The organism is Citrobacter sp. Cpo074, from assembly GCF_030332745.1.
GTDB classification, from domain to species: domain Bacteria; phylum Pseudomonadota; class Gammaproteobacteria; order Enterobacterales; family Enterobacteriaceae; genus Citrobacter; species Citrobacter portucalensis.
The window spans coordinates 918781-939685 of sequence record NZ_JAOWHG010000027.1 but is presented as its reverse complement, the minus strand read 5'-3'; the positions used below and the strand labels follow the sequence as shown (position 1 = coordinate 939685).

The window sequence follows — 20905 nt, the reverse complement described above, 5'->3', positions numbered from 1 at the left end:
TTATGGCGTCGCCCTCCCCAGGAAGGCATATTTCGTTGCCTGACGAAGCAAACACGGTGATTAACGTCCAGAATCAGTCATCTTCTCTTTTCCAGGAAAGTGCAACATGACGAGTTCTTTAGCGTTTGGACCCGCTCTGGTGGTGATGATTGCCGCCACATTTGTCCTCGCCGGGATGGTGAAAGGCGTTACGGGTATGGGGTTACCCACCGTGGCTATGGGGATCCTCGGATCGCTTATTTCGCCAGTTGCCGCGGCGGCCATGCTGTTATTGCCTTCGCTGATAAGCAATTTGTTCCAGTTTGGCGGCGGTGGAAATACACGCCAATTACTCAAACGACTGTGGCCAATGCTGCTGACAGTAGTGGTGGCGACACTGCTTGCCAGCGCCTGGATTACCGGTGGTGACACCACCCGAACTCAGTTTGCACTCGGCGTAGCGCTGGTGGCCTACGCTATCTGGACGCTGGCGGGAAAGAAAATTGCGGTGGCCCCGCAGCGTGAAAAACCGTACTCCCTCGTTATTGGATTTGTGACCGGCTTATTGACCGGCGGAACCGGGGTGTTTGTGATGCCCGCCGTGCCCTGGATCCAGTCCCTCGGCTTTGAGAAAGATGAACTGGTGCAGGCGCTCGGGATCTCTTTTACCTTTTCGACCCTGGCATTGGCGCTGGGTCTGTGGTGGCACAACGCGCTGCCCATACAATCGCTAAGTTTGTCGGCTTTGGCCATTTTTCCTGCGCTGATTGGCCAATGGATAGGTACCCGTGTGCGAAGGGTTATTTCTCCGCTCGTGTTTAAACGCTGTTTTCTGTTTTGTCTGGTCGGGTTGGGTACAGAGATGATGCTACGTGCTGTGTGACCGGTGCGGTGACTTTGCGCGACTTTCATGGCATCGTTAATTCAGATATTCAGGGCCAATGAGGTCGTTATGGCATCCGTGATGTTACATGAAGAAGAGGGCGATCTGGAGTCAAAAATGGCACTCACTGCGGCAGTGATGGCCGATAAATCGCGCTCGCGTATGTTGTGCGCCCTAATGGATGGCTGCGCCTGGACTGCAACTGAGCTCAGCGCGGTGGCGGATATATCCGCGTCGACCGCCAGCGCGCATCTGGCGCGTCTGTGCGAACAACGTTTTGTTGTCGCGTTGGCGCAGGGCAGACATCGTTATTTTCGCCTTGCAGGTTCCGATATCGCTGAACTGCTGGAACGCCTGATGGGCGTTGCGTGGGCGACATCAACGCCCCGCAGAATCACTACACCGCCAGGTTTGCGGCATGCCCGCACCTGCTACGACCATCTCGCCGGAGAGGTCGCGGTGAGGTTGTTCGATACGCTAGTTTCCCGTCAGTGGTTAACGCCGGATGGTGAAACGCTGACTCCTCTTGGCCAGGAAAAGCTGGCACAGATGGGGATTATCCTGGCGGCTGGCTCATCCCGGCGGAAGTTAACCTGTGGTTGTCTGGACTGGAGCGAACGACGTTATCATCCTGGTGGTATGCTTGGCGCAACGCTGCTGCGCTGGTTCAGTGAACAGCGATGGATAAAAACCGAACAGGGCAGCCGCCATGTCATCTTCACACCTCTTGGCATTCGTAAACTCGAAACCGAGTTTGGTGTTAAAACGACAGGCTAGATGGTCTGTTTTGCGAAAGCGTTCCCGGAAATATGTCATATTTCTGTCACACTCTGTTGTGATTGATAACAACAAGAGGTCGTAGGGATGAATAAATCGTTAATCGCCACAGCCGTGGCAGGGGCTGTCTTATTGTCAACCGCCGCGCAGGCGCAGACCGCGCCGGAAGGCTATCAGCTTCAGCAAGTATTGATGATGAGTCGGCATAACTTACGCGCACCTTTAGCCAATAATGGCAGCGTTCTTGAACAGTCCACCCCCAAACAATGGCCAGAATGGGATGTCCCCGGTGGGCAACTCACTACCAAGGGCGGTGTGCTGGAAATCTATATGGGCCACTACATGCGAGAGTGGCTGGCAGAGCAGGGGATGGTGAAATCGGGCGAATGCCCGGCACCGAACACGGTCTATACCTATGCTAACAGCCTGCAGCGTACGGTCGCCACGGCGCAGTTCTTTGTTACCGGTGCTTTCCCTGGTTGCGATGTTCCGGTCCATCATCAGGAAAAAATGGGCACCATGGATCCCACCTTTAACCCGGTGATCACCGATGATTCCGCCGCCTTCAGCCAGCAGGCCGTTCAGGCCATGGAGAAAGAGCGCAGCAAAATGCAGCTCAACGATAGCTATCAGTTGCTTGAACAAATGACCGACTACAAAGACTCTCCGTCCTGCAAAGAAAAACAGCAGTGTTCCCTGACCGATGCCAAAGATACGTTTAGCGCGAAGTACCAGCAGGAGCCAGGCGTTTCGGGGCCGCTGAAGGTGGGAAATTCGCTGGTTGATGCCTTCACGCTGCAATTTTACGAAGGCTTCCCGATGGACAAGGTTGCCTGGGGCGAGATTAAATCGGATCAGCAGTGGAAGGTTCTGTCGAAGTTGAAAAACGGCTATCAGGATAGCCTGTTCACCTCCCCGGAAGTGGCGCAGAACGTCGCCAAACCACTGGTGAAATATATTGATAATGCGCTGGTTACTGAACGCGCGAAAGCACCGAAAATAACCGTGCTGGTGGGGCATGATTCAAATATCGCTTCGTTGCTCACCGCGCTGGATTTTAAACCGTACCAGCTTCACGCTCAGAACGAGCGTACGCCGATTGGCGGGAAGATTGTCTTCCAGCGCTGGCATGACAGCAATGCAAATCGTGATCTGATGAAAATCGAGTATGTGTATCAGAGCTCGCAGCAGTTGCGTAATGCAGACGTTCTGACGCTGAAATCCCCGGCGCAGCGCGTAACGCTGGAGCTGAAAGGATGTCCGATAGATGCGGATGGTTTTTGCCCGATAGATAAGTTCGATAGCGTGCTGAATGAGGCGGCTAAGTAAAAGAAAACTCCCCCGTGTTCGCGGGGGAGTCAGCGCGCTAGACGTTTTTGCGTTCGATAGTCTGTTCACCCCAAAAGAGCGAATCTTTGTCTGTTTTTTCAAAGGCTTTGATGAGTACCTCATCGCTACCTTCTTCCCAAATTTTTTCCGCCAGTTTCTCGTCATAATGTGCGACTTCAAAAATGGCTTCGGCTATTTCCGGCGATGTATTGCGCAGACTTGCCCATTCGCCGACGCGATGGGCTTTCGCTTCTTGAGTTGGCATTCGAATCCTCCTGTTGAAGATTAGCCGTTGAGTTTTACTGCCAGACCTGCGACATATTCACCCTGATAGCGGGCGATAGATAACTCTTCCTGACTTGGCTGGCGGGAGCCGTCGCCTCCGGCAATGGTGGTTGCACCGTAAGGGGTACCGCCGCGAACTTGAGAGACATCAAACAGCTCTTGCGCCGCGTAACCGATAGGTACAATCACCATCCCATGGTGGGCAAGCGTAGTCCAGGTTGATGTAATGGTTTGTTCCTGACCGCCGCCGGTTCCCGTTGAGCTGAATACGCTGGCGAGTTTGCCGTACAGGCCGCCAGAGGCCCACAGCCCGCCAGTCTGGTCGAGGAAGGTACGCATCTGACCGGACATATTGCCAAAGCGCGTGGGGGTACCAAAAATGATGGCGTCGTAATCAGCCAGTTCTTGCGGGGTTGCGACTGGTGCGTTTTGTGTTTTGCCGCCAGCCTTAAGGAAAATCTCGGGCTGCATGGTCTCTGGTACACGCTTAATAATCACTTCCGCGCCATCTACCTTATTTGCGCCTTCTGCGACTGCGTGGGCCATAGTTTCAATGTGTCCGTACATGGAATAATAAAGCACCAGAACTTTTGCCATTTTACACTACTCCTCGAGTTAACCGTGTCCGTAGCGATTCGCTACCTACCTTTAAAGATATGACGTACTGTCAGGAGTGCAAATTTCACAATCACTTCTTTGATTTATAACAATTTTTATAACAACCTTCTTTGTAGCAAAATGATACATATTTAACCGGGTAGAATTCGGTAGTCATAAGAAAGACTTATTGATTTCTTATGGTGATTATTTATTTGTCACTCCTGATCCTGTTGCAGGATATTACAGTTAGCGTCTGCCCTGGCCACACTTCACTATGCTTATTCCCACGCAGTTATTTTCAGGGCCTCGCCCGTAACGCTGCGTGAGGTATCACTCCTCAGTACCTATGCAATATGATGTCTAATCAATGACGGAGGTCAGTAATGGCAAACCATCGGGGCGGTTCCGGCAACTTTGCGGAAGACCGCGAAAGAGCATCAGAAGCAGGTCGAAAAGGTGGCCAGCACAGCGGGGGCAACTTCAAGAATGACCCGCAACGCGCTTCAGAGGCAGGCAAAAAAGGGGGCAAAAATAGTCACGGCAACAACAAATCGTAATTGTCGGGCTATCTGTCAGATATGTCGTGACGGCTGAGAGTCAGAGACAGACGTTACGTAGCCACCGCCGCCGGGTCTTTCCGGCGGTTTTTTTTGTCTGCAAGGTTGAACTGTAACAAAACGCAACGCAGACTAATGACATTCAGTTAATCGGGTGTCTCATGTCATTACTTTCTCGTTATTCCTTCTCTGTTAAACCTCAGGAAGCGATCCTCATTGTGATCACCATGTTCTGGGGTGGCACGTTTTTGGCGGTGCAATATGCCGTTACCCTGAGCGGCCCTTTTTTCTTTGTCGGTGTGCGTTTTGCCACTGCCGCGCTGGCGGTCGCGCTTTTGTCGTTACACACATTGCACAAGCTGACGTGGCTGGAAGTTAAAGCAGGGGTTGCAATCGGTATCGCAATTGCGCTGGGTTATAGTCTGCAAACCTGGGGGTTACAGTTTATTCCCAGCAGTAAATCGGCGTTTATTACCGCGATGTACGTACCGTTGGTGCCGCTTTTACAATGGTTGTGTCTGGGACGCATGCCAGGTCTGATGCCGTGCGTCGGCATTGTGCTGGCCTTTATCGGATTGATTTTTCTGGCCGGACCGGGAGGCAATTTACTGGCTTTAGGCGAAGGCGAGTGGATCACGCTCGCCGGTGCGGTGGCGATTGCGGCAGAAATTATCCTGATTAGCGCGTGGGCAGGAAAAGTGGATGTTCGTCGGGTAACGGTAGTGCAACTGGCAACCGCTTCGATAGTGGCGTTTATGGCGATGGGACCGGCCGGAGAGACCGTACCACCAATGTCTACCGGATTGCTGGTGGTGGCGCTGGGGCTGGGTATTTTTAGCGCGATTATTCAGGTCACCATGAACTGGGCGCAGCGCAGCGTTTCGCCGACGCGCGCGACGGTTATTTATACCGGTGAACCGGTGTGGGCGGGGATCTTTGGCCGTCTGGCGGGTGAACGCTTACCGCTACTTGCATTGCTTGGTGCGGCATTCATTATTGTTGGCGTACTGGTCAGCGAGCTGAAGTTCAAAAAGAAAAAAGCGCTTGGACAAGAGGCGCCGCCGGAATCGCTTTAATTTAACCATTCACCGCGTGATTTGGTATGCTGACGCCCTCACAAGAAGGAGAGGGCGCATGGTCCAACGCGCAGAGAAAAAAACAGGTAAGCGCTCGCAGGCCGTCAGTGCAAAACGCGAGGCCATCTTAACCGCGGCATTAAATATCTTCTCCCAATATGGGATCCACGGCACGCGCCTGGAGCAGGTGGCAGAGCAGGCGGGCGTGTCAAAAACCAATCTACTTTATTACTACCCGTCAAAAGAGGTGCTTTATATTGCCGTTTTACGGCAGATCCTCGACATCTGGCTGGCTCCATTGAAAGCTTTTCGCGAAGACTTTGCGCCGCTGGTGGCCATTAAAGAATACATTCGCCTTAAGCTGGAAGTGTCGCGCGATTACCCTCAGGCCTCACGGCTGTTTTGTATGGAGATGCTGGCCGGAGCGCCTTTATTGATGGCAGAACTGGAGGGGGATCTTAAAACGCTAATTGATGAGAAATCCGCGCTGATTGCCGGTTGGATCAAAAGCGGAAAACTGGCTCCGGTCGATCCGCATCATCTGATTTTTATGATTTGGGCTTCAACTCAGCACTACGCCGATTTTGCCCCACAGGTAGAGGCGGTGACGGGCGCAACGCTGCGTGATGAAGCCTTTTTTAACCAAACGGTGGAGAGCGTACAGCGGATGATTATTGAAGGGATCCGCGTGCGTTAACTGGCCGGTGGTAACGGGCAGCTTAAATCGCCTTCTTCACACTGCAAAAGTGAGGCGAGAAACGCTTCGCGCTCGTTGGTCTTATCCGTCAGGCACTGGCTGGAAATCATCGCCTGAACGCTACCGCCTTCAGTGCCAGAACTGATTAACGCACAGTCAGCATCGCGCAAAGTTATCCAGGATATTTGCGCTTTTTTCAGTAAATCGCGCTGGGTTGGGGCGGCGCGCTTCAGCGCATTCTGATAAGTTTCATTAAGTTTGGCGTCGGCCGCCTTATACTGCTCTGCCGCACAGGTGTTCATCTCAATCTGCGTGTTCGCGTTGGCGCAGTCATCCGCCAGCGCCTGGCCGCTAAGCAGCAGCGCTGCACATGTCAGTACGATTCGTTTCATGCTTCCCTCTGGCTTAATAAAAAAAGGCCCCGTTACCGGAGCCTTAATTAACCACAACCTTAGCCGATTGTCATCAGGCTGGCGTTCCCCCCAGCTGCGGCGGTATTGACGCTCAGGGAGCGCTCAATATACAACCTTTCCAGCAGGATATTGCTTTCGCCGCGGGCAAAGCCCTGGACCGACACAATCGCCCCTTCGCGGGCCGCCACCGCTTCACACAGTGCGCGAAGCTGATCGGAATCACCGTGGAATATAACCGCATCAAACGGCTGCGTAGCGATGTTGTCCGCTTTGGCAAACTGGATGCGCCCGGAAACTACTGCTGGCAGGCGTTTTGCCAGGTCGCGATGGAATGTATCATCCGGCCACAGAATTAAGCTACCAACGGAAGTTACAGCGGCAACCTGTACCAGCGCATCCTGTTCATCATCGGCGATACACAGCACGCGTTCGCGCGGCAACAGCGTCCAGGTATTGCGCTCGCCGGTGGGTCCTGGCAGCAGGCGTTGCGTTCCGGCCTGCGCCAGTTCACCAAACTGTTGGCAGAGCGCACGCAGTGCTGGACGATCGGTTGCCCATTCGCTAAGCGCTTCCAGCGGCTGAACGAGCGCCGTTTTAAGCTGTGCATCGACCGGGTATTCGGCATCCTGACGGGCAAGCGTAATGCCTAACGCATTTTCCGGACGGTTTGCCAGCAGGCGGTACAGATACAGCGGTCCACCCGCTTTTGGCCCGGTTCCTGACAAGCCTTCGCCACCGAATGGCTGCACTCCGACGACGGCGCCGACCATATTGCGGTTAACGTACAGGTTACCCACATGTGCCGAACCCGTGACCTGGGCGATGGTTTCATCGATACGGGTGTGCACGCCCAGCGTCAGGCCGTAGCCGGAGGCATTAATTTGCTCAATCAGGCTGCCCAGATTGTTGCGGGTGTAACGCACAACGTGCAGTACCGGACCGAACACCTCTTTTTGCAATTCGTCGAAGCTTTCCAGCTCGATAAGCGTCGGCGCGATAAAGGTACCGCTTTGCCATTCACGCGCATCGTCGCTGTTTTCGCGCGCGGCCTGGAACACCGGACGCCCTTTGGCGCGCATGGCCTGAATATGGCGCTCAATATTGGCTTTGGCTTCTTCATCGATTACCGGTCCAATATCGGTGGTCAGGCGGCCCGGGTTACCCATGCGGCATTCCGCCATTGCGCCACGCAGCATTTTCAGCGTATGGTCGGCGACATCGTCCTGCAGACACAGGACGCGAAGCGCGGAGCAGCGCTGTCCGGCGCTGTCAAAGGCAGAAGCCAGAACGTCGACCACGACTTGTTCCGTTAACGCAGAAGAGTCGACGATCATGGCGTTCATCCCGCCGGTTTCGGCGATAAGCGGGATTGGACGCCCCTGAGCATCAAGGCGGGTCGCGATATTACGTTGCAACAGCGTGGCGACTTCCGTTGAGCCGGTAAACATGACGCCGCGTACGCGCTCATCGGAAGTGAGTTGCGCCCCCACCGTTTCGCCCTGGCCAGGCAACAGTTGCACCACGCCTGGCGGCACACCTGCTTCGAGTAAAATGGCAATACCCTGGGCGGCAATCAGCGGAGTTTGTTCCGCGGGTTTTGCCAACACGCTGTTGCCCGCCGCCAGCGCAGCGGCAATCTGCCCGGTGAAAATGGCCAGCGGGAAGTTCCAGGGGCTGATACAGACCACCGGCCCTAACGGACGATGGGTTTCATTATCGAAGTCATCGCGGACCTGACCGGCATAATAGTGCAGGAAGTCTACCGCTTCGCGCACTTCCGCAATGGCGTTGCTGAAGGTTTTGCCCGCTTCGCGCACCAGAATGCCAATTAACTGCTGCATCTGGCCTTCCATCAGAACGGCGGCGCGATGCAAAATAGCGGCGCGCTCTTGTGGCGGTGTGGCGAACCAGATCGGCGCGTTATTTACCGCGTTCTGCAATGCCTGTTCCACTTCGCTGTGAGTCGCTTCACGCACATAACCGACAATGTCTTTCGGTTCGGCCGGGTTGACGACTGGGGTCATTTCACCGTCAGCAACCGGATGTTCGAGCATCGGTTTAGCGTGCCATTTTTGCAGCGCGCTGTTGAGCAGGGCGGAGGACAGTGAGGCCAGACGATGTTCGTTCGCTAAATCCAGCCCGCCTGAGTTTTCGCGGCCTTTACCGTACAGGTCACGCGGCAGGGCAATCTTCGGATGTGGCAGACCAGCCTGGCCTTCCTGCTGCGCCAGTTTTTCAACGGCTTCGACCGGATCGGCGACCAGTTCATCCAGCGGCAGGGTAGTGTCTGCAATGCGGTTGACGAACGAGGTGTTGGCGCCGTTTTCCAGCAGACGACGCACCAGATACGCAAGCAGCGTTTCATGCGTGCCGACTGGCGCATAAATACGGCATGGACGGTTCAGTTTGCCATCGGCAACTTTACCTGTGACCTGCTCGTACAGCGGTTCGCCCATACCGTGCAGGCACTGGAACTCGTACTGACCCGGATAGTAGTTTTGACCGGCCAACTGATAAATCGCCGCCAGCGTATGGGCGTTGTGGGTGGCGAACTGCGGGTAGATCAGATTCGGTACCGCAAGCAGTTTTTTCGCGCAGGCCAGATAGGAAACGTCAGTGTAGACCTTACGGGTATAGACCGGATAACCTTCCAGACCGTCCATTTGCGCACGTTTGATTTCGCTATCCCAGTAGGCGCCCTTAACCAGACGGATCATCAGGCGACGGCGGCTGCGCGTGGCGAGGTCAATCAGGTAGTCGATAACATACGGGCAGCGCTTCTGGTAGGCCTGAATAACAAAGCCGATACCGTTCCAGCCCGCAAGTTCAGGTTCAAAGCACAGTTTTTCCAGCAGATCGAGGGAGATCTCCAGTCGGTCGGCCTCTTCAGCATCGATATTGATACCGATGTCGTACTGGCGGGCCAGCAGAGTAAGCGACTTCAGACGCGGATAGAGTTCATCCATCACGCGGTCATACTGCGCGCGGCTATAACGCGGATGCAGCGCTGACAGCTTGATAGAAATGCCCGGCCCTTCATAGATGCCGCGACCATTTGAGGCTTTACCAATGGCGTGGATTGCCTGTTGGTACGAAACCATATAAGCCTGGGCATCGGCGGCAGTCAGAGCCGCTTCACCCAGCATGTCGTAAGAGTAGCGGAAACCTTTTTCTTCCAGTTTACGGGCGTTAGCCAGCGCTTCGGCGATAGTCTCTCCGGTGACGAACTGCTCGCCCATCAGGCGCATTGCCATGTCGACGCCTTTACGCACCAGTGGTTCACCGCTTTTACCGATAATACGGTTGAGTGAGCGTGAGAGGCTGGCTTCATTATGCGTAGAAACCAGACGACCGGTAAACAACAGCCCCCAGGTCGCCGCGTTGACGAACAGGGACGGGCTACGTCCAATGTGCGACTGCCAGTTGCCGTTGCTGATTTTGTCGCGGATTAACGCATCGCGGGTTGCCTTATCTGGAATACGCAGCAGGGCTTCGGCCAGGCACATCAGCGCGACCCCTTCCTGCGAAGAAAGTGAGAATTCCTGCAATAAACCCTGTACCATCCCGGCGCGGCCGCTGGCGGTCTTTTGGTTACGCAGTTTGTCAGCCAGATCGTACGCCAGCTTGTGCGCTTGCTCCGCAATGGGTTGCGGCAGACGAGCCTGTTCCATCAGCATCGGCACAGCATCGGTTTCGGCTCGGCGGTACGCGGCGGTGATTGCTGCGCGGGAAACTGACTGCGGCAGGATCTGTTCGGCAAATTCCAGGAAAGGCTGATGCGCTTCATTCTGCGGCGTGGTTGACTCCTCACCCTCATTCGCGGCACCCGCCAGCAGGGCCGGCAGTTCAGGAAGCGCGTCGTCATTTTCCAGTCTTTCGAGATAATTAAAGATGGCTTGCTTGATCAGCCAATGTGGCGTGCGATCGATTCGTGATGCTGCTGTTTTAATACGCTCGCGAGTGGCGTCATCCAGTTTAACCCCCATCGTGGTGGTTCCCATGCCGTTTACTCCTGTTGTACTGAAATACGGGTCTGATAGTTACCGAGAAATATCCACTATGTTGCAACTTTGTGCAACCGTGTTAAATGTGACTTGGTTTGCAAGCTTGGAAATGAATGAGATGTTAATAAATATGAGTCTTATGATGTGGGCTGTATAAATTACAGAATCTTTTTCTCTGCGGTAGTTAACACTTTTAAAAGGTGCAACCGAAAAAAATGTGAGAGAGTGCAACCTACAGGAAAATGCTATCTACTCTGGATCAAATTTGATGTAAATGGTGTGTTAAATCGATTGTGAATAACCATCGCTTCCGGCAGGATACGGTCGCCCTGGTCAACATAGATATCTTTGCCACGTTCCGGCAGGGTAATAAAACGGCAAGCCACGGCATTGCTGATACATAATTTTGGAGAGTTTTGATGGCTATTAGCACACCGATGTTAGTGACATTCTGTGTCTATATTTTCGGCATGATATTGATAGGGTTTATTGCATGGCGTTCAACCAAAAACTTTGACGATTACATTCTGGGTGGACGCAGTCTGGGTCCATTCGTGACCGCGTTATCCGCCGGGGCATCTGACATGAGCGGCTGGTTGCTGATGGGTCTGCCTGGCGCGATTTTCCTGTCGGGGATTTCAGAAAGCTGGATCGCAATCGGCCTTATTTTGGGCGCCTGGATCAACTGGAAGCTGGTGGCCGGACGTTTACGCGTACACACCGAATACAATAACAATGCGCTGACGTTACCGGATTACTTTACCGGTCGCTTTGAAGATAAAAGCCGAATTCTGCGTATTATCTCCGCGCTGGTTATTCTGCTGTTTTTCACCATCTATTGTGCTTCCGGTATTGTGGCAGGGGCTCGTCTGTTTGAAAGCACCTTTGGCATGAGCTACGAAACAGCACTGTGGGCGGGCGCGGCCGCGACGATCATTTATACCTTTATTGGTGGTTTCCTGGCGGTTAGCTGGACCGATACCGTCCAGGCCAGCCTGATGATCTTTGCTTTGATCCTGACGCCGGTGATGGTAGTCATTGGCGTGGGTGGATTCGACGATTCGCTGGAAGTGATTAAACAAAAGAGCATTGAGAACGTGGACATGTTCAAAGGGCTGAATTTTGTTGCCATCATTTCCCTGATGGGCTGGGGTCTGGGCTACTTTGGTCAGCCGCATATTCTGGCGCGCTTTATGGCTGCAGATTCCCACCATAGCATCGTTCATGCTCGCCGCATTAGCATGGCCTGGATGATTCTGTGTCTGGCAGGTGCTGTGGCCGTGGGCTTCTTTGGTATTGCTTACTTTAACAACAACCCACAGCTTGCCGGTGCCGTTAACCAGAACGCCGAGCGTGTGTTTATTGAACTGGCGCAAATCCTGTTCAACCCGTGGATTGCCGGTATCCTGCTGTCTGCGATCCTCGCTGCGGTTATGTCGACCCTGAGCTGCCAGCTGCTGGTGTGCTCCAGCGCAATCACCGAAGATTTGTACAAAGCGTTCCTGCGTAAAAATGCCAGCCAGAAAGAGTTGGTGTGGATTGGCCGCATCATGGTGTTGGTCGTGGCGCTGGTGTCTATCGCGCTGGCGGCGAACCCGGAGAACCGTGTACTTGGTCTGGTAAGCTACGCCTGGGCGGGCTTCGGCGCTGCGTTTGGTCCGGTAGTCCTGTTCTCCGTAATGTGGTCGCGTATGACCCGCAACGGCGCGCTGGCAGGGATGATCATCGGTGCGGTGACGGTAATCGTCTGGAAACAGTTTGCCTGGCTGGGTCTGTATGAAATCATCCCGGGCTTTGTTTTCGGCAGCATCGGTATTGTGGTCTTCAGCCTGTTGGGTAAAGCGCCTTCAACTGCTATGCAGCAACGTTTTGCCGAGGCTGATGCGCATTATCACTCAGCTCCGCCATCGCGTTTACAGGCAGAATAATCTGCCTCTGTCTTCAAGCCCGCCGCGTGCGGGCTTTTTTATTGCTTCCGTTGTAAACCTGCTATAACCATTACCCGCCTGGCTTTTTACATTCAGTCATCATTCTCAAAACATTCTGCTTGAGTTTTTCTTTGCTGTAATGATAATCACTATCACTGTAATTTACTTTTCTTTTCATCAATTGACTGAGAATAACGTTTAAGGGTTCTTCGCATGTTTGTTCCATTTCTAATTATGTTGCGCGAAGGGTTAGAGGCCGCGCTGATTGTCAGCCTGATTGCCAGCTACCTGAAACGGACTCAGCGTGGTCGATGGATTGGTGTGATGTGGATTGGTGTTCTGCTGGCGGCGGCGTTATGCCTGGCGTTAGGGATTTTCATCAACGAAACCACCGGTGAATTTCCGCAAAAGGAACAGGAGCTGTTTGAAGGCATCGTGGCGGTCATTGCCGTGGTGATCCTCACCTGGATGGTGTTCTGGATGCGTAAAGTTTCGCGCAACGTCAAAGTCCAGCTTGAACAGGCTGTCGATAACGCGTTGCAACGCGGCAACCATCACGGCTGGGCGCTGGTGATGATGGTCTTTTTTGCTGTTGCCCGTGAAGGGCTGGAATCGGTGTTCTTCCTGCTGGCAGCATTCCAGCAGGATGTAGGTATCTGGCCGCCGTTAGGCGCGATGCTCGGGCTGGCTACCGCGGTGGTACTGGGTTACCTGATTTACCTCGGCGGTATTCGCCTCAACCTCGGGGCATTCTTTAAATGGACCAGCCTGTTCATTTTGCTGGTGGCTGCCGGTCTTGCCGCTGGGGCAATCCGCGCTTTCCACGAAGCCGGGTTGTGGAATCATTTTCAGGATGTGGCGTTTGACCTGAGCAGCGTGCTGTCGACGCATTCACTGTTTGGCACATTGATGGAAGGCATTTTCGGCTATCAGGAAGCGCCAAGCGTTAGTGAAGTCGCTGTCTGGTTTATCTACCTGATTCCGGCGTTGATTATGTTTGCGTTACCGCCGCGTTCAGGCACTACGGCATCGCGTACCGCACCTTGATAAAAACGCGATGCAGAATACTTTTTAGTTACAACATACTTATTTATAGGGATAGGTTATGACGTTTAATTTTCGCCGTAGTGCGCTGCAGTTAGGTATCGCCGCGCTGTTTGTTTCCGCTTTTAATGCACAAGCTGCCGATATTCCGCAGGTGAAAGTCACGGTTAACGACAAACAATGTGAACCGATGACTATCACGGTTAATGCCGGGAAAACGCAGTTCATCATCCAGAACCATAGCCAGAAAGCGCTGGAGTGGGAAATCCTCAAAGGCGTTATGGTGGTTGAAGAGCGCGAAAACATTGCACCAGGCTTTAGCCAGAAAATGACCGCTAACCTCCAGCCTGGCGAATATGATATGACCTGCGGTCTGTTGACTAACCCGAAAGGCAAACTGATCGTAAAAGGTAGCGCAACGGCGGATGCCGCGCAAAGCGAGGCTCTGCTGAGTCTGAGCGGCGCGATTACCGAATACAAAGCCTATGTGACAGCCGAAACCGCGCAGTTGGTTGCGGGCACTAAAGCCTTTACCGATGCGATTAAAGCAGGCGATCTGGAAAAAGCGAAATCGCTGTATGCGCCAACCCGTCAGCATTATGAGCGTATTGAACCGATTGCTGAACTGTTCTCCGATCTCGACGGCAGCATCGATGCGCGGGAAGATGATTATGAGCAAAAAGCCGCCGATCCTAAATTCACCGGCTTCCACCGCCTGGAGAAAGCGCTGTTTGGCGACAATACCACCAAAGGTATGGATAAGTACGCCGACCAATTAAACAGCGATGTTCTTGACCTGCAAACGCGTATTAGCGAGCTGGCTTTCCCACCGTCTAAAGTTGTTGGCGGGGCAGCGGGACTGATTGAAGAAGTTGCTGCCAGCAAAATCAGTGGGGAAGAAGATCGCTATAGCCATACCGATCTGTGGGATTTCCAGGCCAACGTCGATGGTGCGCAGAAAATTGTCGATCTCCTGCGTCCTCAGTTGCAAAAATCCAATGCTGAACTGCTTGCGAAGGTGGATGCGAACTTCAAAAAGGTCGATACCATTCTGAGCAAGTACCGTACCAAAGATGGCTTTGAAACCTATGACAAACTGACTGATGCCGATCGTAATGCGCTGAAAGGGCCAATCACGACGCTGGCGGAAGATTTGTCGCAATTACGCGGTGTTCTGGGTCTGGATTAAGCACTATGCAGCAAGATAATGAAAACGGCGTGAGCGAACCGTCACGCCGACGTTTACTGAAAGGGATGGGCGCCCTGGGTGGGGCGCTGGCGCTGGCGGGTGGGTGTCCGGTTGCCCACGCGCAAAAACCACAAAGCGCGCCGGGCACGTTGTCTCCGGATGCACGTAGTGAAGCGCAGCCGTTTTATGGTCAGCATCAGGCGGGGATCCTGACGCCGCAGCAGGCATCAATGATGCTGGTGGCATTCGATGTTCTCGCCAGCGACAAGGCCGATCTTGAGCGTTTATTCCGGTTGCTGACCAGCCGGTTTGCGTTTCTGACCACCGGTGGACCGGCGCCGGATACGCCGAATCCGCGTCTCCCCCCTATGGATTCCGGTATCCTCGGCGCATACATTGCGCCAGACAACCTGACGATGACGTTGTCAGTCGGCTCCTCGCTGTTCGATGAACGCTATGGCCTGAAATCGCAGATGCCGAAAAAGCTGCAAAAAATGACCCGTTTCCCGAATGATTCACTGGATGCGGCGCTGTGTCATGGCGATGTGCTGCTGCAGATTTGTGCCAACACCCAGGACACTGTCATCCACGCGTTGCGCGATATCATTAAACATACGCCCGATCTCCTTAGCGTGCGCTGGAAACGTGAAGGTTTTATTTCCGACCACGCCGCACGTAGTAAAGGCAAAGAGACCCCGGTCAATTTGCTTGGCTTTAAAGACGGCACCGCGAATCCGGACGCTACGGATGCGAAGTTGATGCAAGACGTGGTGTGGGTTACGGACGGGCAGGGCGAGCCTGCCTGGGCACAAGGCGGAAGCTATCAGGCCGTCAGGCTCATTCAGTTTCGCGTTGAGTTCTGGGATCGTACGCCGCTGAAAGAGCAGCAAACGATTTTTGGTCGCGATAAACACACCGGCGCACCGCTGGGTATGCAGCATGAGCATGATGTGCCTGACTATGCCAGCGATCCTGAAGGCGAGGTGATTGCGCTCGACAGCCATATCCGTCTCGCAAATCCGCGTACGAAAGAGACCGACTCCAGCCTGATGATGCGTCGTGGCTACAGTTATTCGCTCGGTGTGACTAATTCCGGTCAGCTGGATATGGGGCTGTTGTTTGTCTGCTATCAACACGATCTGGAAAAAGGTTTTTTGACAGTGCAGAAACGTCTGAACGGTGAAGCGCTGGAAGAATATGTCAAACCGATTGGTGGGGGATATTTCTTTGCTTTGCCGGGTGTTAAAACTGCAGATAATTATCTGGGACAGTCTCTGCTTGAAGCCTGATGATTATGCCCCGCAGTACAGCGGGGTTTTTCCTGACATCTTGATGAAGGAACAAACTATTTTTTATGATCGGTATGCGACTGAAATAATTCTGTCATCTTTCTGCAAGAGACTGTCTCTGGTGATAAGATAGAATTTAAGTTAACAACAAGTAAAAATATTGTTGCATTAGCGAAAGGTTATGATGTACTTATAAGTAATAGCGGTAGTTCCCGGCGGTGATTGTCATTCACTATGGAGATCGCGAATGGAAAAGTCCTGTATTGGACACGTTTTTCACAGTAACAGCAGTACCTTACGCGGACGTTTCTCTTCCGGTAGCCTCCTCGTCACCGCTAAATCTCTCTCTCATTCACTTCTTATCTTCGCAACTGACGCCCTGTACGGTGCGCGTAGCTGTGCGTGGCGTCTTATCCGAAAGCAAGCAATGGCTTACAAGGAAGCCAACCCTCAGATGTTCGTGCGCATAATCGTGCCGCCAACGGCGCGTGTGATGTATACCTACAACTCAAGGTGCTATCCATGGGAAGACAAAAAGCAGTGATCAAAGCTCGTCGTGAAGCAAAACGTGTGCTGAGGCGGGATTCGCGTAGCCATAAGCAACGTGAAGATGAATCGGTCACCTCGCTTGTGCAGATGGGCGGCGTAGAAGCGATTGGTATGGCGCGTGACAGTCGCGACGCCTCGCCAATCACGGCGCGGAATGAAGCTCAGGCGCACTACCTGAATGCTATCGAGAGTAAACAGCTGATCTTCGCCACCGGTGAAGCCGGGTGTGGTAAAACCTGGATCAGCGCGGCAAAAGCAGCAGAGGCCCTGATCCATAAAGATGTGGACAGGATCATTGTAACCCGTCCAGTTCTGCAAGCTGATGAAGACCTCGGCTTCTTACCTGGAGATGTTTCCGAGAAGTTTGCTCCCTATTTTCGCCCCGTGTATGACGTGCTTGTCAAACGGCTGGGAGCCTCCTTCATGCAATATTGCCTGCGACCTGAGATTGGTAAGGTGGAAATCGCGCCGTTCGCCTATATGCGTGGACGTACATTTGAAAATGCAGTGGTCATTCTTGACGAGGCTCAGAACGTCACTGCTGCGCAAATGAAGATGTTTTTGACCCGCCTCGGGGAGAATGTGACGGTGATTGTGAATGGGGATGTGACCCAGTGCGATCTACCAGCTCACGTTCGCTCAGGGCTTAGCGATGCGCTGGCCCGTTTCGAAGAAGATGAGATGGTTGGGATTGTTCGTTTCAACAAAGACGATTGCGTCCGCTCTGCGCTCTGTCAGCGGACGCTCAACGCTTACAACTGATAAGTACTCTGTCTTCAAGGCCCGGGAAACCGGGCTTTGTTGTTTGACGCCAGCACATGACCGGTCGGGGCTTCTCATCCCTCCGTAGATGTGCACATGCGAAAAAAAAGCCCGTACTTGTGTACGAGCTCTTCTCAAAATATGGCGGTGAGGGGGGGATTGACTCGCTTTACTCGCCCCTGCGGGGCAGCCCGTTCGCTGCGCTCCCGGTCTGTCCAGCTGGCTGTGCCAGCAGTCGAACCCCGGTCGGGGCTTCTCATCCCCCCCGCAGATGTGCAACATGCGAAAAAAAAGCCCGTACTTGCGTACGAGCTCTTCTCAAAATATGGCGGTGAGGGGGGGATTGACTCGCTTTGCTCGCCCTTCGGGCAGCCCACTCACTCCGTTCGCGGTCTGTCCAGCTGGCTGCGCCAGCAGTCGAACCCCGGTCGGGGTTTCTCATCCCCCCGCAGATGTGCAATATGTGAAAAAAAAGCCCGTACTTTCGTACGAGCTCTTCTTAAAATATGGCGGTGAGGGGGGGATTGACTCGCTTTGCTCGCCCCTGCGGGGCAGCCCGTTCGCTGCGCTCCCGGTCTGTCCAACTGGCTGCGCCAGTAGTCGAACCCCGGTCGGGGCTTCTCATCCCCCCGTAGATGTGCAACATGCGAAAAAAAAGCCCGTACTTTCGTACGAGCTCTTCTTAAAATATGGCGGTGAGGGGGGGATTCGAACCCCCGATACGTTGCCGTATACACACTTTCCAGGCGTGCTCCTTCAGCCACTCGGACACCTCACCATATTGTTGTTCCTGTGCTACCGGAACGGGCGCTAATGTAGGGGAAACACCGCCCCGCCGTCAATCAACTTTTTGAAAAAAATGTGCATTTACACAAACTTCAAGCAACATGGAGCATAAATAAGCGGGAATTGTTTTTTTTGCCAGCACCCTAAAATTTGCTACTCTGATGTTCCCTCGAAAAATGATGATAATAAGTGCGAGAAAGTTCCGCACAACAATGTTCAGGAGACAATATGGATATAATTTTCTATCACCCAACATTCGATACGACCTGGTGGATTAATGCGTTGGCAAAGGCCATACCTGGTGCGAACGTACGTGAGTGGAAAGCGGGTGATAATGCACATGCTGACTATGCGCTGGTCTGGCATCCGCCGGTTGAAATGCTCGCAGGACGAAAATTAAAAGCCGTATTTGCGCTGGGCGCGGGCGTCGATTCTATTCTCAGTAAACTCAATGTTCATCCGGAAATGTTGGATGCGTCGATCCCGCTTTTCCGTCTGGAAGATACGGGTATGGGCCTGCAAATGCAGGAATATGCGGTCAGTCAAGTGCTGCACTGGTTTCGTCGCTTTGATGATTATCAGGCATTGAAAAATCAGGCGAAATGGCAACCGTTGCCAGAATATACTCGCGAGGAGTTTACCGTCGGGATCATGGGGGCAGGGGTATTGGGCGCAAAAGTTGCCGAAAGCCTGCAAGCATGGGGATTCCCACTGCGCTGCTGGAGTCGTACGCGTAAATCCTGGTCTGGCGTGGAAAGCTTCGCCGGTACTGAGGAACTGGGCGCATTTTTGAGTCAAACTCGCGTGCTGATCAACCTTCTGCCTAATACGGCAGAAACCGTAGGCATTATTAACGCTGATTTACTTAGCCAATTGCAGGATGGCGCCTACGTGCTGAACCTTGCACGCGGTGTTCATCTCAATGAAGACGATCTTCTGGCATCGCTGGAAAGCGGCAAGGTGAAGGGGGCCATGCTGGATGTTTATAGTCGTGAACCGCTGCCAGAAAACAGCCCATTATGGAAACATCCGCGTGTGGCGATGACGCCACATATTGCCGCAGTTACCCGTCCGGCAGAAGCGGTGGACTATATCTCCCGCACGATTATGAACCTGGAGAGCGGGCAAGTCGTAACAGGTCAGGTCAATCGCGTTCGGGGATATTAATGGTAACCCGGCAAGTACCGGGTTTCAGCTAAAATACCCGTCATACTTCAAGCTGCATGTGCGTTGGCTACGGTTGTTCACCCGAATCACTTACTTAAGTAAGTGATTCGGGTATCACTCCCTTGCCACCTGCCTGCGACTCGAATTTTTAGGGTATTAATGGCGGCGATACCTGCTATCCTTGACGGAAAATGACTACAGGAGAGAGTTATGTATCCCGTTGACCTGCATATGCATACCGTCGCCAGCACCCACGCCTACAGCACCTTAAGTGATTACATCGCGGAAGCTCGTCGCAAAGGCATCAAGCTGTTTGCCATTACCGATCATGGACCGGACATGGCGGATGCGCCTCACCACTGGCACTTTATCAATATGCGTATTTGGCCGCGTGTCGTGGATGGCGTGGGGATCCTGCGCGGAATAGAAGCCAATATTAAGAATATTGAAGGTGAAATTGACTGTTCAGGTCCGATGTTTACCTCCCTGGACCTCATTATTGCGGGCTTCCATGAGCCGGTTTTTGCACCTCACGATAAAGACACCAATACCCAGGCAATGATAGCTACGATGGCCAGCGGTAATGTGCACATCATCAGTCATCCGGGAAATCCCAAATATCCTGTTGATATTAAAGCAATTGCGCAGGCGGCGGCAAAGTACCAGGTCGCACTGGAAATCAATAACTCTTCGTTTTTGCATTCGCGTAAGGGCAGTGAGGATAATTGCCGTGCGGTTGCTGCGGCTGTGCGTGATGCTGGTGGCTGGGTGGCGTTAGGGTCGGATTCACATACCGCTTTCACGCTGGGAGAATTTGGCGAATGCCGTAAAATCCTGGATGATGTTAATTTCCCTGAAGACAGAATTTTAAACGTCACACCTAAACGTCTATTGGCGTTTCTGGAATCGCGAGGCATGGAGCCGATCGCGGAATTTGCTGAACTGTAATTGTTACTAACTGGAATATATCAATGAACGAGTTTTCTATCCTGTGTCGTGTACTGGGCTCGCTGTTTTACCGCCAACCGCAGGACCCTTTACTGGTTCCCCTGTTTACCCTGATTAGTGAAGGTAAACTGTCCGCCAACTGGCCGCTGGAACAGGACGAACTGCTCACCCGTTTACAGAAGAGCTGCGATATGCCCCAGTTGGCTGCAGATTACAACGCGCTGTTTGTCGGTGACGAGTGTGCAGTGCCGCCTTATCGTAGTGCCTGGGTAGAAGGGGCGAAAGAATCCGATGTTCGTGCATTTCTTTCAGCCCGGGGCATGCCGCTTGCTGATACACCGGCAGATCACATTGGTACGCTGTTGCTGGCGGCTTCATGGCTTGAGGACCAGTCTGCGGAAGATGAAAGTGAGGCGCTTGAAACCTTGTTTGTAGACTACTTGCTGCCCTGGTGCGGTACGTTCCTTGGTAAAGTTGAAGCGCACGCGAACACGCCTTTCTGGCGTACGATAGCACCGCTGACGCGTGATGCCATTGGTGCGATGTGGGACGAATTGCAGGAAGATACAGACGAATAAATGTGACGTGCGTCACTTAAAGGTGCAACTCAATTTATAAGCTTGCATAAATTGTGTGCGCGATC

19 protein-coding genes, 1 tRNA gene and 1 other RNA gene are annotated in these 20905 nt (G+C 53.2%); 15 read left to right on the top strand and 6 right to left on the bottom strand.

The features are described 5' to 3' along the window. The first annotated feature begins 106 nt into the window (after positions 1–106). The 3 genes from OGX83_RS09140 (at position 107) to agp (ending at position 2968) form a co-directional block, all read left to right on the top strand. Positions 107–862, top strand: coding sequence for a sulfite exporter TauE/SafE family protein (locus tag OGX83_RS09140; protein ID WP_008784319.1), 756 nt, complete (start codon positions 107–109; stop codon positions 860–862). A gap of 69 nt (positions 863–931) precedes the next feature. Continuing rightward, positions 932–1639, top strand: a complete 708-nt coding sequence (locus OGX83_RS09135) for an ArsR/SmtB family transcription factor (RefSeq protein ID WP_008784320.1) — start codon at positions 932–934, stop codon at positions 1637–1639. A gap of 87 nt (positions 1640–1726) precedes the next feature. Then, the gene (gene agp / locus OGX83_RS09130; protein WP_235124326.1) at positions 1727–2968 is read left to right on the top strand and encodes a bifunctional glucose-1-phosphatase/inositol phosphatase; all 1242 of its coding nucleotides are present in this window, start codon (positions 1727–1729) and stop codon (positions 2966–2968) included. A 37-nt stretch (positions 2969–3005) separates the two neighbouring features. Here agp and OGX83_RS09125 read toward each other — a convergent pair whose 3' ends face one another. Then, entirely contained in the window at positions 3006–3233 is a 228-nt protein-coding gene (locus OGX83_RS09125; RefSeq protein ID WP_003036015.1) for a YccJ family protein, read from the bottom strand. 20 nt (positions 3234–3253) lie between these two features. After that, positions 3254–3850 (bottom strand): NAD(P)H:quinone oxidoreductase, encoded by a 597-nt coding sequence (wrbA, locus tag OGX83_RS09120; RefSeq protein WP_003832057.1) that lies wholly within the window; start codon positions 3848–3850, stop codon positions 3254–3256. Between the two features lie 386 nt (positions 3851–4236). On the opposite strand from wrbA, the gene OGX83_RS09115 reads away from it, so the two are divergent. The 3 genes from OGX83_RS09115 to rutR all read left to right on the top strand — a co-directional run bounded on the left by OGX83_RS09115 (position 4237) and on the right by rutR (position 6183). Continuing rightward, positions 4237–4410 (top strand): con-10 family general stress protein, encoded by a 174-nt coding sequence (locus OGX83_RS09115; protein ID WP_003036022.1) that lies wholly within the window; start codon positions 4237–4239, stop codon positions 4408–4410. 161 nt (positions 4411–4571) lie between these two features. Beyond that, positions 4572–5486 carry a DMT family transporter gene (locus tag OGX83_RS09110; RefSeq protein WP_003832060.1) on the top strand — a complete coding sequence of 305 codons (915 nt, stop codon included), beginning with the start codon at positions 4572–4574 and terminating at the stop codon, positions 5484–5486. Positions 5487–5544: 58 nt separating this feature from the next. Continuing rightward, positions 5545–6183: an HTH-type transcriptional regulator RutR gene (gene rutR, locus OGX83_RS09105; RefSeq protein ID WP_103285002.1), complete on the top strand. Its 639-nt coding sequence runs from the start codon at positions 5545–5547 to the stop codon at positions 6181–6183. On the opposite strand, the gene OGX83_RS09100 is transcribed toward rutR, so the two are convergent. Continuing rightward, on the bottom strand, positions 6180–6575 hold the full coding sequence (locus OGX83_RS09100; RefSeq protein ID WP_032936250.1) for a lysozyme inhibitor LprI family protein: 396 nt from the start codon (positions 6573–6575) through the stop codon (positions 6180–6182). The genes rutR and OGX83_RS09100 overlap by 4 nt on opposite strands. Positions 6576–6634: 59 nt before the next feature. After that, a complete protein-coding gene (putA, locus tag OGX83_RS09095; RefSeq protein WP_286587838.1) occupies positions 6635–10597 on the bottom strand; it encodes a trifunctional transcriptional regulator/proline dehydrogenase/L-glutamate gamma-semialdehyde dehydrogenase in 3963 nt (1320 codons plus the stop codon). A 422-nt stretch (positions 10598–11019) separates the two neighbouring features. On the opposite strand from putA, the gene putP reads away from it, so the two are divergent. The 6 genes from putP to phoH all read left to right on the top strand — a co-directional run bounded on the left by putP (position 11020) and on the right by phoH (position 17361). Beyond that, positions 11020–12528 carry a sodium/proline symporter PutP gene (putP, locus tag OGX83_RS09090; protein ID WP_032942939.1) on the top strand — a complete coding sequence of 503 codons (1509 nt, stop codon included), beginning with the start codon at positions 11020–11022 and terminating at the stop codon, positions 12526–12528. A 213-nt stretch (positions 12529–12741) separates the two neighbouring features. Then, positions 12742–13575 (top strand): iron uptake transporter permease EfeU, encoded by an 834-nt coding sequence (gene efeU, locus OGX83_RS09085; protein ID WP_003036041.1) that lies wholly within the window; start codon positions 12742–12744, stop codon positions 13573–13575. Between the two features lie 58 nt (positions 13576–13633). Then, on the top strand, positions 13634–14761 hold the full coding sequence (gene efeO / locus OGX83_RS09080; protein WP_219988356.1) for an iron uptake system protein EfeO: 1128 nt from the start codon (positions 13634–13636) through the stop codon (positions 14759–14761). A 5-nt stretch (positions 14762–14766) separates the two neighbouring features. Next, positions 14767–16050, top strand: coding sequence for an iron uptake transporter deferrochelatase/peroxidase subunit (efeB, locus tag OGX83_RS09075; protein ID WP_008784328.1), 1284 nt, complete (start codon positions 14767–14769; stop codon positions 16048–16050). Positions 16051–16297: 247 nt separating this feature from the next. Next, positions 16298–16594 (top strand): hypothetical protein, encoded by a 297-nt coding sequence (locus tag OGX83_RS09070; protein WP_172111178.1) that lies wholly within the window; start codon positions 16298–16300, stop codon positions 16592–16594. After that, entirely contained in the window at positions 16573–17361 is a 789-nt protein-coding gene (gene phoH, locus OGX83_RS09065) for a phosphate starvation-inducible protein PhoH (RefSeq protein WP_003832078.1), read from the top strand. The genes OGX83_RS09070 and phoH overlap by 22 nt, the downstream gene beginning before the upstream one ends. Before the next feature lie 326 nt (positions 17362–17687). On the opposite strand, the gene OGX83_RS09060 is transcribed toward phoH, so the two are convergent. After that, positions 17688–17824: non-coding RNA, RtT sRNA (locus OGX83_RS09060), on the bottom strand. 227 nt (positions 17825–18051) lie between these two features. Beyond that, positions 18052–18139 (bottom strand) — tRNA-Ser (locus OGX83_RS09055). A 236-nt stretch (positions 18140–18375) separates the two neighbouring features. Here OGX83_RS09055 and ghrA point away from each other — a divergent pair. From ghrA to OGX83_RS09040, 3 genes are all read left to right on the top strand, one after another. Next, the gene (gene ghrA, locus OGX83_RS09050) at positions 18376–19314 is read left to right on the top strand and encodes a glyoxylate/hydroxypyruvate reductase GhrA (protein WP_286587833.1); all 939 of its coding nucleotides are present in this window, start codon (positions 18376–18378) and stop codon (positions 19312–19314) included. A 210-nt stretch (positions 19315–19524) separates the two neighbouring features. Then, positions 19525–20262, top strand: coding sequence for a phosphatase (locus OGX83_RS09045; protein ID WP_008784332.1), 738 nt, complete (start codon positions 19525–19527; stop codon positions 20260–20262). A gap of 23 nt (positions 20263–20285) precedes the next feature. After that, the gene (locus OGX83_RS09040; protein ID WP_003832084.1) at positions 20286–20840 is read left to right on the top strand and encodes a TorD/DmsD family molecular chaperone; all 555 of its coding nucleotides are present in this window, start codon (positions 20286–20288) and stop codon (positions 20838–20840) included. Positions 20841–20905: the final 65 nt, after the last annotated feature.

Excerpts from the sequence above, each read along its gene's own strand:
- OGX83_RS09140 (WP_008784319.1), top strand. The coding sequence starts at position 107 with ATGACGAGTTCTTTAGCGTTTGGACCCGCTCTGGTGGTGATGATTGCC.
- OGX83_RS09135 (WP_008784320.1), top strand. The coding sequence starts at position 932 with ATGGCATCCGTGATGTTACATGAAGAAGAGGGCGATCTGGAGTCAAAA.
- agp (WP_235124326.1), top strand. The coding sequence starts at position 1,727 with ATGAATAAATCGTTAATCGCCACAGCCGTGGCAGGGGCTGTCTTATTG.
- OGX83_RS09125 (WP_003036015.1), bottom strand. The coding sequence starts at position 3,233 with ATGCCAACTCAAGAAGCGAAAGCCCATCGCGTCGGCGAATGGGCAAGT.
- wrbA (WP_003832057.1), bottom strand. The coding sequence starts at position 3,850 with ATGGCAAAAGTTCTGGTGCTTTATTATTCCATGTACGGACACATTGAA.
- OGX83_RS09115 (WP_003036022.1), top strand. The coding sequence starts at position 4,237 with ATGGCAAACCATCGGGGCGGTTCCGGCAACTTTGCGGAAGACCGCGAA.
- OGX83_RS09110 (WP_003832060.1), top strand. The coding sequence starts at position 4,572 with ATGTCATTACTTTCTCGTTATTCCTTCTCTGTTAAACCTCAGGAAGCG.
- rutR (WP_103285002.1), top strand. The coding sequence starts at position 5,545 with ATGGTCCAACGCGCAGAGAAAAAAACAGGTAAGCGCTCGCAGGCCGTC.
- OGX83_RS09100 (WP_032936250.1), bottom strand. The coding sequence starts at position 6,575 with ATGAAACGAATCGTACTGACATGTGCAGCGCTGCTGCTTAGCGGCCAG.
- putA (WP_286587838.1), bottom strand. The coding sequence starts at position 10,597 with ATGGGAACCACCACGATGGGGGTTAAACTGGATGACGCCACTCGCGAG.
- putP (WP_032942939.1), top strand. The coding sequence starts at position 11,020 with ATGGCTATTAGCACACCGATGTTAGTGACATTCTGTGTCTATATTTTC.
- efeU (WP_003036041.1), top strand. The coding sequence starts at position 12,742 with ATGTTTGTTCCATTTCTAATTATGTTGCGCGAAGGGTTAGAGGCCGCG.
- efeO (WP_219988356.1), top strand. The coding sequence starts at position 13,634 with ATGACGTTTAATTTTCGCCGTAGTGCGCTGCAGTTAGGTATCGCCGCG.
- efeB (WP_008784328.1), top strand. The coding sequence starts at position 14,767 with ATGCAGCAAGATAATGAAAACGGCGTGAGCGAACCGTCACGCCGACGT.
- OGX83_RS09070 (WP_172111178.1), top strand. The coding sequence starts at position 16,298 with ATGGAAAAGTCCTGTATTGGACACGTTTTTCACAGTAACAGCAGTACC.
- phoH (WP_003832078.1), top strand. The coding sequence starts at position 16,573 with ATGGGAAGACAAAAAGCAGTGATCAAAGCTCGTCGTGAAGCAAAACGT.
- ghrA (WP_286587833.1), top strand. The coding sequence starts at position 18,376 with ATGGATATAATTTTCTATCACCCAACATTCGATACGACCTGGTGGATT.
- OGX83_RS09045 (WP_008784332.1), top strand. The coding sequence starts at position 19,525 with ATGTATCCCGTTGACCTGCATATGCATACCGTCGCCAGCACCCACGCC.
- OGX83_RS09040 (WP_003832084.1), top strand. The coding sequence starts at position 20,286 with ATGAACGAGTTTTCTATCCTGTGTCGTGTACTGGGCTCGCTGTTTTAC.